This is a genomic window from Mesonia sp. K4-1, assembly GCF_008017825.1.
Lineage (GTDB): Bacteria > Bacteroidota > Bacteroidia > Flavobacteriales > Flavobacteriaceae > Mesonia.
Genome location: NZ_VRLS01000012.1, coordinates 154,247 through 168,585, shown reverse-complemented (window position 1 = coordinate 168,585; position 14,339 = coordinate 154,247). Strand labels below are relative to the sequence as shown.

Annotated in this window: 15 protein-coding genes and 1 tRNA gene; 8 read left to right on the top strand and 8 right to left on the bottom strand. The window is 31.7% G+C overall.

Annotation, left to right across the window (positions count from 1 at the left end; translation table 11 throughout):
- Positions 1-33: 33 nt before the first annotated feature.
- Positions 34-705, top strand: a complete 672-nt coding sequence (locus tag FT986_RS01825; protein ID WP_147863558.1) for a TIGR04283 family arsenosugar biosynthesis glycosyltransferase — start codon at positions 34-36, stop codon at positions 703-705.
- Positions 706-755: 50 nt separating this feature from the next.
- Here the strand turns inward: FT986_RS01825 and FT986_RS01820 are convergent, their stop codons facing one another.
- From FT986_RS01820 to rpiB, 4 genes are all read right to left on the bottom strand, one after another.
- Entirely contained in the window at positions 756-2,288 is a 1,533-nt protein-coding gene (locus tag FT986_RS01820) for a SulP family inorganic anion transporter (protein ID WP_147863557.1), read from the bottom strand.
- A gap of 209 nt (positions 2,289-2,497) precedes the next feature.
- Positions 2,498-2,962, bottom strand: a complete 465-nt coding sequence (locus FT986_RS01815; protein WP_147863556.1) for a GNAT family N-acetyltransferase — start codon at positions 2,960-2,962, stop codon at positions 2,498-2,500.
- 3 nt (positions 2,963-2,965) lie between these two features.
- Positions 2,966-3,820: a cation diffusion facilitator family transporter gene (locus FT986_RS01810; RefSeq protein ID WP_147863926.1), complete on the bottom strand. Its 855-nt coding sequence runs from the start codon at positions 3,818-3,820 to the stop codon at positions 2,966-2,968.
- A gap of 59 nt (positions 3,821-3,879) precedes the next feature.
- Positions 3,880-4,311, bottom strand: coding sequence for a ribose 5-phosphate isomerase B (gene rpiB, locus FT986_RS01805; RefSeq protein WP_147863555.1), 432 nt, complete (start codon positions 4,309-4,311; stop codon positions 3,880-3,882).
- Between the two features lie 981 nt (positions 4,312-5,292).
- On the opposite strand from rpiB, the gene rnr reads away from it, so the two are divergent.
- The 3 genes from rnr to FT986_RS01790 all read left to right on the top strand — a co-directional run bounded on the left by rnr (position 5,293) and on the right by FT986_RS01790 (position 9,058).
- Positions 5,293-7,491 carry a ribonuclease R gene (gene rnr / locus FT986_RS01800; RefSeq protein ID WP_147863554.1) on the top strand — a complete coding sequence of 733 codons (2,199 nt, stop codon included), beginning with the start codon at positions 5,293-5,295 and terminating at the stop codon, positions 7,489-7,491.
- A gap of 168 nt (positions 7,492-7,659) precedes the next feature.
- Positions 7,660-8,331, top strand: a complete 672-nt coding sequence (locus tag FT986_RS01795) for a head GIN domain-containing protein (protein WP_147863553.1) — start codon at positions 7,660-7,662, stop codon at positions 8,329-8,331.
- A gap of 40 nt (positions 8,332-8,371) precedes the next feature.
- Positions 8,372-9,058, top strand: a complete 687-nt coding sequence (locus FT986_RS01790) for a LysE family translocator (RefSeq protein WP_147863552.1) — start codon at positions 8,372-8,374, stop codon at positions 9,056-9,058.
- Positions 9,059-9,110: 52 nt separating this feature from the next.
- Here the strand turns inward: FT986_RS01790 and FT986_RS01785 are convergent.
- From FT986_RS01785 to FT986_RS01775, 3 genes are all read right to left on the bottom strand, one after another.
- A tRNA-Cys gene (locus tag FT986_RS01785) sits at positions 9,111-9,181 on the bottom strand.
- A gap of 51 nt (positions 9,182-9,232) precedes the next feature.
- Positions 9,233-9,589, bottom strand: a complete 357-nt coding sequence (gene folB, locus FT986_RS01780) for a dihydroneopterin aldolase (RefSeq protein WP_147863551.1) — start codon at positions 9,587-9,589, stop codon at positions 9,233-9,235.
- A 36-nt stretch (positions 9,590-9,625) separates the two neighbouring features.
- Positions 9,626-10,345: a ZIP family metal transporter gene (locus tag FT986_RS01775; RefSeq protein ID WP_147863550.1), complete on the bottom strand. Its 720-nt coding sequence runs from the start codon at positions 10,343-10,345 to the stop codon at positions 9,626-9,628.
- Between the two features lie 94 nt (positions 10,346-10,439).
- Between FT986_RS01775 and FT986_RS01770 the strand changes: the two genes are divergently transcribed.
- From FT986_RS01770 to FT986_RS01755, 4 genes are all read left to right on the top strand, one after another.
- A complete protein-coding gene (locus FT986_RS01770) occupies positions 10,440-12,119 on the top strand; it encodes a glutamine--tRNA ligase/YqeY domain fusion protein (protein ID WP_147863549.1) in 1,680 nt (559 codons plus the stop codon).
- Positions 12,120-12,226: 107 nt separating this feature from the next.
- Complete coding sequence (locus FT986_RS01765) at positions 12,227-12,601, top strand: YtxH domain-containing protein (RefSeq protein WP_111539844.1); 375 nt, start codon at positions 12,227-12,229, stop codon at positions 12,599-12,601.
- Between the two features lie 3 nt (positions 12,602-12,604).
- Positions 12,605-13,009: a phage holin family protein gene (locus tag FT986_RS01760; RefSeq protein WP_111539845.1), complete on the top strand. Its 405-nt coding sequence runs from the start codon at positions 12,605-12,607 to the stop codon at positions 13,007-13,009.
- A 3-nt stretch (positions 13,010-13,012) separates the two neighbouring features.
- Complete coding sequence (locus FT986_RS01755; protein WP_111539846.1) at positions 13,013-13,225, top strand: DUF6327 family protein; 213 nt, start codon at positions 13,013-13,015, stop codon at positions 13,223-13,225.
- Between the two features lie 73 nt (positions 13,226-13,298).
- Here FT986_RS01755 and FT986_RS01750 read toward each other — a convergent pair whose 3' ends face one another.
- Entirely contained in the window at positions 13,299-14,282 is a 984-nt protein-coding gene (locus tag FT986_RS01750) for an SPFH domain-containing protein (protein ID WP_147863548.1), read from the bottom strand.
- Positions 14,283-14,339: the final 57 nt, after the last annotated feature.

The window sequence follows — 14,339 nt, the reverse complement described above, 5'->3', positions numbered from 1 at the left end:
AAATCACCTTGTCCAAAATCTTTAAATTATAGTATGATTAGTATTATTATTCCAGTTGTAAATGAAGAAAATCATCTAAAAAAATTACTTCCACTTTTAGTGAATAGTGAAGCAAAAGAAGTAATTGTAGTTGATGGAGGCAGTACAGATAACAGTAAACAAATAGCAGAAAAGTTAGGAGCTAAAGTAATTACTTCTCAAAAAAGTAGAGCAAAACAAATGAATGCTGGGGCAAAAGCTGCTACAGAAGATATATTATATTTTGTTCATGCCGATAGTATACCGCCTTCAAGTTTTCATGAGGATATTAAAACCCATCAAGATAAAAACATTCCATTTGGTTGTTTTAGGTCGTTATTTAATACCAAAAACCGCTTTTTGAGAATCAATAGTTATTTTTCTCGTTATAAAGGAATGATGTTTAGAGGAGGCGGACAAACTCTTTGGATTACTAAAAAATTCTTCCAAGAATTAAACGGCTATGATGAGTCTCTCAAATTAATGGAAGAATATGATTTTATTAAAAGAGCTAGTCAAAAAGCCGATTATAAGGTGATTCAAAAAGATGTTTTGGTAAGTACCAGAACGTATGATGAGAATGGTAATTTTAAAACTCAGTTAATCTACGGACTAATTATGTTTGGATTTTTTCGAGGGATAGATCAAGATAAATTAATCAAATTTGGTAAGCGGTGGCTTAAATAAAAAACCCCGAGAAAGCATCTCGAGGTTTAATTTATTTTTAGTAAATCTAATTATTTTCCGACTACCTTGTAGCTTGGATCTTCAATAATGTTAACATCAATAATAGTTTCAGCGTTATGTAAAAGTCTTCTACAATCGGCACTTAAATGTTTTAAATGTACTTTTTTTCCTTGTTTTAAATAACGATCTGTAATTTTATTAACCGCATCTATGGCGCTCATATCGGTTATTTTGCTGTCTGCAAAATCAATAACTACCTCTTCAGGATCGTTTTCTACATCAAATTTATCTGTAAAAGCCGTTGTTGAACCAAAGAAAAGGGGTCCATATAACTCATAATGTTTTACTCCGTTTTCATCAATTCTTTTTCTCGCTCTAATTCGCTTAGCACTTTCCCACGCAAAAACTAATGCAGAAATAATTACTCCAATTAATACAGCAAGAGCCAAATTATGCAAGAATACGGTGATTAAAGTAACAACAAGCATCACAAAAATGTCGTGTTTTGGCATTCTAGTAAAGGCTTTAAAACTTGCCCATTCAAATGTACCAAATGCAACCATAATCATAACTCCTACAAGAGCTGCCATGGGTAATAATTCTATAACGGGTGCACCTACTAAAATAATGGTTAAAATAGTTAAGGCTGCAATGATACCAGATAATCGAGCTCTAGAACCAGACGATAAATTAACCAAGGTTTGTGCAATCATCGGGCAACCACCCATTCCAAAAAAGAAACCATTAGCAATGTTTGCAGTTCCTTGAGCTAGACATTCTTTGTTACTATTTCCTTTTGTTCCTGTAATTTCGTCTACTAAATTAAGAGTAAGTAAACCTTCTGTAAGTCCTACTGCGGCCATAATTAAACCGTAAGGAAGAATAATTTGTAAAGTTTCTAACGTAAATGGAACATTTGGAATATTAAAAGGAGGTAAGCTTCCGCTAACGGAAGCAATATCAACTACCTGTTTGGTGTCTATATTAAAAATTAAAACAATCGCAAAGACTACTAAAATTGCGACTAAAGATGCAGGAATAGCTTTGGTAAACTTAGGTAGGATCACAATAATTGCGATCGTTAACGCTACCAAAACACCCATAATCAAAAGGGGAGTGCCTGTTAACCATTCTACTTCGCCATTAAAAACCGTCTTAAACTGTTCTAGTTGAGACATAAAAATGATGACAGCTAAACCGTTTACAAAACCAAACATGACGGGTTGAGGAACTAAGCGTATAAATTTTCCCAATTTAAACAGACCTACCATAATTTGAATGATTCCTGCCATTGCAACGGCAGCAAATACATAATCTAAACCATGAGAATTCATGAGAGCAATTAAAACTACTACGGTAGCACCAGCACCTCCAGAAACCATTCCTGGTCTGCCGCCAAATACTGCTGTGATCAATCCCATAATAAAAGCTGCATATAATCCTACTAAAGGTGGAAATCCTGCAAGAATAGCAAACGAAAGTGATTCAGGAATCATGGTCATCGCCACGGTAAGACCTGCTAATATTTCAATTTTATAATCTACTTTTTGCTTGAAGTCAAAAAGGTTGAATACTTTTTTCATTTATAAATAAATTAGTTTTCTTCCGTTTAACGGAAAAAATTTTAGTAAAAAAATGGTATGTTTCTTTAAAATTTAAAAAGAATTGGAAAGATAATTACGGCTGTTATGGCGGCGTAATTTTAAATATATATGTACAAGTAGTGTAATTCATAATTGGCTGCAAAATTATTCATAAAAAACATGTTGTACAAACGATTACAAAAAATAGTTTAAGCTTTCTCTTTTTTAATCATGCCTATATGAGGAATTCCATCTTCTAAATAACCATCACCTATTTGAACAAATTGATGAGATTCATAAAACTTTGTAAGATACTGTTGCGCAGATAGTTTAATAGTTCTAGTTTGATAATGATTTTCTATTGCCTTAACGGAAGCCTCTAAAATATCATGACCAAAACCAAATTTTCGGTGAGTTTTATTTACAACCACTCTTCCTATGGCAGCTTCTTCAAAATATATATTGGGAGCAAAACAACGGGTATAAGCCACTATTTTATCATTGTAATATCCTATAATATGTAAAGCTTTTTCATCTTTTCCATCAATATCCTGGTACACACAATCTTGTTCTACTACAAAAACTTCAGCTCGTAATTGCAAAATATCGTATACTTCATGAAGAGTTAATTCTTCAAAATGCTTAACTTTTATTTCTAATTGTGGTTTTTCCATAGCTTAATCTTGAACAATAATATCTTTTGGATCTTTTCTATTAAATTCTGGCTGAATATTTATATGATTAATATTAAATTCATCATTCGCCACTTTTTCAATTTTTGTGAGCACCGCATCAAATTCCGATAAGGAAATATTTTCATAAAATTCTACATGAGCTTCTAAGTGAACTTCTAATTCATTAAGCTGCCATATATGTATATGATGTATATTTTTTACTTCTTTAATTTTACATACCGTTTCTACAATATCTTTAATTACAATGTCGTGGGGTGTAAAAAGCATTAATACATTAAATGAAGATTTTAAAAGGTCATAACCTACAACAATGAGGTAAATAGCAATTCCTGCAGTTAATACGCTATCTACCCAATAAAGTTGATAGTATTTCATTAACAAACCACCTATCAAAACCGCTACAGATGCTAACATATCGGTAAATAAATGTAGGTATGCAGAACGCATATTCATATTGGTTTTACTATCAGCTTTCATGAGTAAAACACTAAATCCGTTTCCTACAATAGCTAAAACTGCTAACCAAATTACTAAGGTAGAATCTATGGTTTGCGGATTTAAAAAGCGGTGAACTGCTTCTTTAATTAACAAAACAGCAATTACTATTAAAGATGCTGCATTGATGAAAGCTGCAATAATTTCGGCTCTTTTGTAGCCAAATGTTTTACTGACAGATGCTTCTTTAGAAGATAGTTTATTGGCAATAAAACTGATGATTAAAGAAAGGACATCACTAAAATTATGAAGCGCATCAGAAAGTAGAGATAAACTACCGCTTATGAGTCCGCCTACAACTTGCGCAGCAGTTATAACGATATTCAAAAGAATGGATATCATTAAATTTCTCCCTTTTACAGGAGCGTGGGAGTGTTGATGGTTATGCGTACTCAAAATAATTAGCTACAAGCTATTTTTTCTACTCTTCTTTCGTGTCTTCCTCCTTCAAATTCAGTTTCTAAGAATATTTTTACCATATCTAAAGCTTGATGAACAGATGTAAATCTTGCCGGAATACTTAAAATGTTGGCATTGTTATGTTCTCTAGCAAGCTGTGTAATTTCGGTAGTCCAACATAAGGCACATCTCACTTTTTGATGTTTATTTGCAGTCATTGAGGCACCATTACCGCTCCCGCAAATAATAATACCAAAATCTACTTTACCATTTTCTACATCATTTGCTACAGGATGCACAAAATCTGGATAATCTACACTATCATTAGTATTTGTACCATGGTTAATAACCTGGATTTGCTTACTTTCTAAATAAGAAATAATTTCATTCTTATATATTGTACCTGCGTGATCGTTACCTATAGAAATTGTCATGAGCTTATAATTTTTAGTTGTTACAAAGGTAAAATAAAGGATAAAACCATTCGATTTTTAGAAATGTTAATTGAGAAACTTATAAGCTTGAAGTTGAACCCTCTACTATTAACTATAAATTGTGAATAAGTGTAGGTTTCTTTTTACAAGTATAATTTGCTTTTAAAATTTATTTTTCCATACAGCGTAGGTGATCAATAATCCTAGCTAACTTGTTATTATTTTAAAAAAACTTATCAGCATTAAAAACACACTTATCAACAAGAAAATTTTAAACTTTAAATTAACTATTAAGTATTAACTTCCTTGTTAACCATTGTTAATAACTAAAAATAATTCAATAGATTTCAAGGAGTTATAATTAACAATTAATTAAGATACCTGTTTAGAAGATTTAAAAACAGATAAAACCTAATTAATAGAAGTATTTTTCTACCGCTATAAACACGCTATTATAATCATTATTTATTTTTTAAAATTTATAAAAGAAAAAAGATAATTATATATAATGTTCATAACATTTAAGATGAAATACTTTTTAATATACTTATTAGTTTAATCTTGATTTAGATTTTTAAAATACTTTTATATTCAAAAAAAATTGAAAGATTTTAAATAAAAAAAAGTAGCTAAAAATTATCTGTAGGTAGAAGTAGTTTCCACTTGGTGACTATTAGTAGGGTTTGTATCTAAGGCAATATTTATGTATAAGGCTATAAAGAAGAAGCCTAATATAAAAATCACTATAAAAAATAGAAGTAATTTTTTCGAATTATACATAATATAAGATGCTAAATAATAGCTTGTTGATTAGATTATATAAATATATAAAAAATTTTAAGTTTATTTTAACACATAACATTTAAATAATTGTAACTTAAATTTTAAGTCTTGTTATAAGTAGATTCTTAACAAAACATTAAACAGATATTTCTTTCATCTAAATTAATAACTGTAATTTTAGACCAGATAAATTATTAAATGACAAAAAGAAAAAAGAAAACGGGAGGTAAAAAAATTAATAACCTCTCTAAAAGTATACTTACCATATTGAGAAAAAATAGTTCTCAAGTATTTAACTATAAGCAAATTGCTGCAAAACTGGATGTTGATGATGCAAATAGCAGAAATCAAATTATAAAAGCTTTAGCAGAATTAGCTATAAAAAAACAAATTAGCGAAGTTGATAGAGGTAAATTTCAAATTAACGGTAGTACCGATTATTTTGAAGGTAAACTCGATATGACTACGAGAAAAGACGGATATGTAATTGTAGATGAATTAGAAGAAGATGTTTACATTCCACATAAAAGTTTAAATAAAGCTTTAGACGGTGATATTGTAAAAATTTATGTTTACCGCAGGAGAAGAAATAGAAAAAATGAAGGAGAAGTTGTAGAAATTATAAAGCGGAGCAAAACTCAATTTGTAGGAAAACTTCAATTAAATGAAAATTTTGGATTTGTAGAAATGCAAAATCCAAAAATGTATACCGATATCTTTATTCCTAAAGAGGAAATGGATAAAGCCCAAAACGGAATGGTGGTTTTGGTCGAATTAAAAGATTGGCCAGAAAAAGCCGATTCTCCTATTGGTAAAATTATTGAAGTTCTTGGGGAAGCAGGAAGTCACGAAACCGAGATGCAGTCTATCTTGGCAGAAAATGGCTTACCGAGAGAATTCCCGAAAGAAATAGAAGATTTTGCGAATAAGATCGATACTTCAATTCAGGAAACTGAAATTAAAAAGCGTCGGGATTTGCGGGAGACTCTAACGTTTACCATAGATCCTAAAGATGCAAAAGATTTTGACGATGCCTTAAGCTTCCAACCTTTAGAAAATGGAAATTATGAAGTTGGTATTCACATTGCCGATGTTTCTCATTATCTACAACCTGGGACCATCTTAGACGATGAAGCTTACGATCGCGCGACTTCAATATATTTGGTAGACAGGGTAGTACCAATGTTACCAGAAGTATTATCTAACAACGCTTGTTCTTTAAGACCACACGAAGAGAAATATACTTTTTCTGCAGTTTTTGAAATTGATAAAAAAGCGAATGTGGTAGACCAGTGGTTTGGTAGAACAGTAACCTATAGTGATGCCCGTTTTGCTTATGAAGAAGCACAACATATTATAGAAACTCAGTCGGGGGATATTCCTGCAGATATTTCTATACAAGATGCAGCTTACACTACCACACAACCCATTGTAGATGCTGTCTTGACTTTAGACAGTCTTGCTAAAAAGATGAGAGCTTTAAGAATGAAAAATGGAGCAATCTCTTTTGATAAGGTGGAAGTTAAATTTAATCTAGACGAACAAAACGATCCTATTGGAGTTTACTTTAAAACTGCCAAAGATGCTAATAAGTTGATTGAAGAATTTATGTTGTTGGCCAATAAAAAGGTGTCGGAGTTTATCGGGAAACAAAATCCGAAGAAAACATTTGTCTATAGATGTCATGATGAGCCCAACGACGATAAATTAGCCGCTTTAGAAACCCTTGTAGGTAAATTTGGTCATAAGCTTAATCTAAAAGATAAAAAGTCTATTTCTAGCTCTTTAAATAGTTTATTAAAGAACGTGGAAGGCAAAAAGGAACAGAACCTGGTAGATACGCTTACTATTCGTACGATGAGTAAAGCCTATTACAGTACTCAAAATATAGGTCATTACGGGTTAGCGTTCGATTATTATTCGCACTTTACATCGCCTATTAGACGTTATCCAGATGTGATGGTTCATCGTTTATTGCAGCGCTATTTAGAAGAAAAACCTTCGGCAGATCAAGAAGCGTATGAAGAAAAATCTGCTCACTGTAGCGATATGGAAAATTTTGCTACAAGTGCAGAACGAGATTCTATTAAATACATGCAAGTAAAATTCATGAAAGATCATGAAAACGAACAATTTTTGGGTGTAATTTCTGGCGTAACTGAATGGGGTATTTATGTTGAAATAGAACAAAATAAATGCGAAGGAATGGTGAAATTAAGAGATATTAAAGAAGACCATTTCGATTTTGACAAAGAAAACTATGCTATAGAAGGCCGTAATACAGGAAAAACCTACCAACTTGGAGATGAGGTTTATGTGACTGTAAAAAATGCCGATTTGGTAAAACGACAATTAGATTTTAATTTGGTTGGAAGCAAAGCAGAAGTAGAAATGTAATTAGGGCGTTCAGCTTTTAGCAAAGCTGCGGGCTGTACACTATAACTTTTTTATGATGATTAGATAGAATAGAACTTATTTAATAATAGGTTCTGTTTTTATTATCAATTACTTATCGAAATTTAAAAAAGGTTGCCGTTTCCATCCCTAACGCAAAAAAACAAAAAGATGAAAAATATTTTAGTATTCGTAATGGTAGCGATTTCCGCGTTAAGCGTAAAAGCACAAGAAGAAATATTAATTGGCAAAGATTTTCAAGAAATTAAAATTTTTGATAAAATAGAAGCTATTTTAATTCCTTCTTCAGAAAATAAAATTATCGCTACAGGTTTCGATAAAGACGAAATTAAAGCTGAAGTTAATGAGGGTGTCCTTTATATTAAACTATCGTTAAGCAACATTTGGAGTGAGAACGATACGCAAGTAAAAGTTTATTACAAAGCCATCCATACCGTAGATGTAAATGAAGGCGCTTTCGCGGAATTAAAAGAGTTTAATGAATATAAACTAGTTTTAAGAGCACAAGAAGGAGGCAGAATTTATGCCACAGCAAATGTAAAAGAATTAGAAGTAAAGGCTGTTACTGGCGGTGTTATCGAAACCAATGGGACGGTAGATTCTCAATTAGTAGAAATAAGAACTGGAGGCCAATATGAAGGTCAAGAAATGAAGTCTAAAAATACCGAAGCCAATATTAAAGCAGGAGGAAATGCAGAGGTTTTCGTAACTGATTATTGTAAAGCAAAAGTAACTGCTGGTGGAAGTGTAGACGTGTATGGAGACCCTAAGAAATTAGATAAAAAGACCAGTTTAGGCGGAAAAATTAAAAAACGATTTTAGTGATTTCTATTTGCTATCTTTGTTTATAGAATAAATTTTTATGCTTCAGGATATATTTGCAGCGATTCCTTTAGGTTTTTTTTTAGCATTCCTATTAGGTCCTGTATTCTTTGTTTTATTAGAAACAGCGGCTATTAAAGGCTTTAGAGCTGCTATATCATTTGATATAGGTGTTCTTTTAGCCGATATTGTTTTTCTTTCTATCGCTTATTTTAGTACCAGTAAATTATTACAAAGTATAAAAGACGATCCGGCTTTATTTATTTTTGGAGGAGCTGTTTTAGCTACTTATGGTACGATTACTTACGTCAAAGAAAAGAAAGCTATACCGCATCCCGATGATGCAGAAGTGAGAAAGCTAAAAAAGAGTGATGTTTTAGGCTTAATGGTTAAAGGCTTTTTACTCAACTTTGTAAACATTGGTGTATTGGGTTTTTGGCTCGGATTAATCATCGTATTTGGTCCGCAATTAGATATGGATGCCGATAGGTTATTGGTATTTTTTAGTAGCGTGCTTATCACCTATTTTGTGATAGATATCTTTAAAATTCTTTTAGCAAAAAAACTTAATCATAAACTTACTCCTAAAAGAATTTACATTTTTAAGAAAGCAATAAGTGTACTTATTATTGTCTTTGGAGTTATTTTGATTAGTAGAGGTCTATTTCCTAATGAATTAGAGAAATTAGAAAATAAAGTAGAGGAAATAATGCCAGAAAATTCTTAAAAAAAATCTATATAAAAATAAAAAGCCCTTGAAATTTCAAGGGCTTTTTTTGAGGTGTCGAGCGGATTCGAACCGCTGTAGATGGTGTTGCAGACCACTGCCTAGCCACTCGGCCACGACACCTTATTTGTATAAGGACTGCAAATGTAATCATTTTTATGAAAAAGAAACAAATTATCTTTCTTTAGATAAGATAATCGTTACTTTTTCTACATCTCCGCCTAAAGGAGGGTTGATTTTAGACACTTCTACTTCGGCAAAAGTAATTAAATTGTCATCCCTAAATATACGATCTAATATACGTTTAGCGACGTGCTCTAAAAGTTTAGAACGTATGGCCATTTCTTCTTTCACCACTTTATTAAGATACACATAATCAACAGTATCTTCTAATTGATCGCTTTCCGCGGAAGCTTTTAAACTGGCTTGTATAGTTAAATTAACACTGTATTCACTTCCTATTTTTCCCTCTTCATCAAGGCATCCATGGTTAGTAAATACACGTATGTTTTGAAGTTTTATTTTTCCCATTTTATTTTAAAATAATTACGGCAAAGGTACTTGTTTTTAAGAACCTATTAATTTTTCTCCTACAATTCCTATTAAAAAACCAATGTTGGCACCAAAAGCAGGCAGCCATTTATGTTCTAATTTGGCAGATGGAGCAATGTCTTCAAATATAAGGTATAAAATTCCGCCACTAGCAAAAAGCATTAATCCCGAAGTAACTTGTGGTTGGTCTTGTAAAAAATAATAACCAATTAAGGCTCCCACAATTCCAGAAAAACTTAATAGAAATAGTATAATTAGTGATTTTTTACTTTCAAAACCACTTTTGGTTAAATCTTGGTAAGAGTTAAATGATTCTGGTAAATTTTGTAATCCTATAAAGACGGCGAGTAAAGTTCCTGTTTGCGTATCGGTAGCAAAAATAGCTCCTAGCGCAATAGCTTCAGGAACAAAATCCATAAGCATGGCAAGCAATTGACTTACTTTTCCACCTTTTTTTGATAAGTATCTATCTAAAAACAAAAAAGTGCTAGAACCTAATAAAAACAAAATTACCATAGGAAAAAGAGAAAGTTCTTCCATTCCTTTAGGTACTAATACCAATGCTAAAGCAGAAAGAATAATTCCGCCTCCAAAAGCGGTAATAAAATGATTAATTTCTATTTTGTAGGAATAATTTTCAAATTTAGATAAAAAGATTCTTGCTAAAATTCCGCCAAGGAAAACTGTAATACCAGAAAGTCCAGAGAAAAGAATGATTTTAGTTATTTCATTCATAACCTATATTTTTTATTAAAATTACAATTCCTATTTAAACTATAAAGGCTTGTGAGGTAATTTTTGATAACTTTGCGCATATTGAATTTTAGTTATGACAGAAGAAAAAAAATCATTGAATTTTATAGAGCAAATTATTGAAGAAGATCTTCAAAATGGATATAAAAAAGAGGAGTTAAAATTTCGATTTCCTCCAGAACCTAATGGTTATTTACACATTGGTCACGCCTCGTCAATCAATTTAAATTTTGGCTTAGGTTTACGTTACAATGCGCCAGTTAATTTGCGTTTTGATGACACGAACCCTATTAAAGAAGAACAAGAATTTGTAGATGCGATTAAACGAGATGTAGAGTGGCTAGGTTTTAAATGGGAGAAAGAATGCTATGCTTCAGATTATTTTCAGCAGCTGTATGATTGGGCTGTAGAAATGATTAAAAATGGCGATGCATATGTAGATAGTCAAGCTTCAGCTAAAATAGCAGAACAAAAAGGAACTCCAACACAAGCAGGTGTAGCTAGTCCTTATCGTGAAAGATCTATAGAAGAAAATTTATCTCTTTTTGAAGCCATGAAAAATGGAGAAACAGAAGAAGGTAAGCACGTGCTAAGAGCTAAAATTGATATGGCTTCGGGAAATATGCTTATGCGAGATCCTATTATGTATAGAACATTACATAAACCTCACCACCGTACCAATAACGATTGGAAAATCTACCCTATGTATGATTGGGCACACGGGGAGAGTGATTTTATAGAAAGCATATCACATTCTTTTTGTACGTTAGAATTTTTACCGCATAGAGAATTATATAATTGGTTTGTAAATAAGGTGAGTCAGCCTCAAGAATTTCAACCTAAACAAAGAGAGTTTGCACGACGCAATTTAAGCCATACGGTAGTAAGTAAACGTAAATTGGCTCAATTAGTAGAAAAGAAAGTAGTAGAGTCGTGGGATGATCCTAGAATGCCTACTATTTCTGGCTTACGCCGAAGAGGTTACACCGCAAATTCAATTAGAAAATTTGCAGATTCTATTGGTGTAGGAAAACGCGAAAATGTAATTGATATGTCTCACCTTGAGTTTTGTGCTCGAGAAGATTTAAATAAGACGGCTATTCGAGTAATGGGAGTTTTAAATCCTTTAAAAGTTATAATTACAAACTACGAAGAAGGAAAAGAAGAGTGGTTAGATGCAGAAAATAACCCCGAAGATGAAACTGCAGGAAGTAGAGAAATTCCTCTTTCTAGAGAAATTTATATAGAACAAGAAGACTTTAAAGAAGAAGCTAATCGTAAGTTTTTCCGCTTAACTTTAGGAAAAGAGGTACGCTTAAAGAATGCATATATTATTAAAGGCGAGTCTGTCGTAAAAGATGATGATGGTAATATCGTAGAAGTACACTGTACATACGATCCTAAAAGTAAAAGTGGTAGCGGTACAGAAGAATCTAAGCGTAAAGTAAAAGGTACTTTACATTGGGTTTCTATCCCTCACGCGGTGAAAGCAGAGGTAAGACTATATGATCGTTTATTTACAGTAGAATCACCAGATGCAGATAAAGAAAAAGACTTCTTAGAATTTGTAAATCCTAATTCTTTAGAAACTATTACTGGTTATGTAGAACCTAGTTTAAAAAATGCTACTGCGTTACAACATTTTCAGTTTCAACGTATCGGTTATTTTTGTACAGATCAATCTACAAGTGTAGAAAAACCTGTATTTAATCGTACGGTAACTTTACGTGATTCTTGGAGTAAAAAGTCTCATTAAGAATAATTTAAGACTGTTACTTTATTTATTAACCGGTTATTAACAGCAAAATATTGTGATGCCACGTATATTTGGTAGTATAAATTAACTAATCAAACTTATAGAAAATGGCAAATACAGGAAACACACTTTTAGCTTTAATAACAGGAGCAGCGATTGGAGCAGGAGTTGGACTTTTATACGCTCCAGATAAAGGGGAAAACACAAGAAAAAAATTAAATAAAGAAGCTAAAAAAGCAAAAACTAAATTAGATAAGCAGGTTAACGAAACGAGCAAACACTTAACGGAATCTGCTAAAAAAGCTAAATATAGTTTTGAGTCTAAATTAGATGAAACTTTATCATCTGCAAGTTATAAAGCCGATGATATTTTGTCTGCCATGGAACATAAATTGGAAGAATTAAGAGCAAAAAATGCTAAATTTCATGCAGAGTCTAAGGTAGATGAGTTGAAAAATAAAGCGAAAAATGCAACTTCTTAAAATATGTCCATTAATAACCTAACTAACCATATTGATGAACTTAGCGATAATATTCAAGCGTATATTAACAGTACGCTTGAATATTATAAATTAGATGCCTTTAAAAAAGTAACTAGAGGATCATCAATTATTATTAGGCTTTTAATTATAGGAAGTGTTTTTCTTCTCTTTTTAGGCTTCATTTCTGTAGGTTTTTCAATACTTATTGGAGAAAGTATAGGACAGCTTAGTTATGGTTTCTTTATCGTAGGCGGTGTATATTTTTTAATATTTATTTTACTACTACTTTACGGAAAGAACCTATTTAATAAATTGATTTTAGAGAAAGCTTCTAAGATTGTATTTAATGAAAGCACCTTAAAAGATGTAGTAGACGAACCTTTAGAAAGTGAACTCCACAAAAGTTAGTATATGAAAGTTTATAGTTCTTACGATGAAATAAATCATGATTTGAAGATTTTAAAACTTCAAAGTCAGATTAATAAGGAGAAATTAAAGATCAATGCAGAAGAAATTAAAGAAGATTTATCTCCAGTTTCCATTATTACAGGGTTAGCTACATCAATAGCTAAAAAAGCATTTATACTTAAAATTGTAAGTAAAATTATAGGATCTAGAAGATAACAGAATATAATGTGACAAAAAAAAATCCTGAGTGAAAACACAGGATTTTTTTGTTTTAAAACTCAAAGTTCATCTAAAATTCTAAATCATTATTATCATTAGAGTTTCGGTTATCTTTATTCTTCTTGTTTACAATTCCTTTAGCTCTATTTTGTTCTTTCATCTTTTCTCCAATTTGATTGGAAGCGGTAAATGAAGCAATCATATTGTTTAACATATCGCTACCCGCTTGTGGAGAGTTTGGTAATAAAATTAAATTGGTATCAGTTTCACTACCAATAGACTGCAAAGTATCATAATGTTGAGTCACAACGATCAGTGCCGATGCTTCTTGTGAATTAATTCCTACATTGTTAAGTACATCTACAGATTCTTCTAAACCACGAGCAATTTCTCTACGCTGGTCGGCAATACCTTGTCCTTGTAAACGTTTACTTTCTGCTTCAGCTCTAGCTTTAGCTACAATTTTAATTCGGTCTGCTTCTGCCTCATACTCCGCCGCTACTTTTTCTCTTTCAGAAGCGTTAATACGGTTCATAGCTTCCTTTACTTTTACATCAGGATCAATATCGGTCACTAATGTTTTTATAATATCATACCCATAATCCATCATGGCATCATTAAGTTCTTCTTTTACAGCAATAGCAATATCATCTTTACGCTCAAAAACATCATCTAACTTCATTTTAGGCACCTCTGCACGTACAACATCAAAAACATAAGAAGTAATCTGATTCTGCGGATTTTCAAGCTTGTAGAATGCGTCATAAACCTTATCTCTAATTACTTGAAACTGTACAGATATTTTCAAGTGAACGAAAACATCATCTTTAGTTTTAGTTTCTACAATAACATCTAATTGCTGAATTTTTAAGTTAACTCTCCCAGCAATTTTATCAATGATCGGAATCTTAAATTGTAAACCTGAATTTCTAATACTTAAGAATCTCCCAAAGCGTTCAACCACAGCAGCAGTTTGTTGTTTTACCGTAAATATTCCGGTAATGATGATGATTAAACCAAAAAAGAAGGCAAAACCCAATAAAAATGGTCCCATAAATAAATTTGAATTAAATTAGCATTTAAATATAATTGTTAAATTTTTAACTTTCCT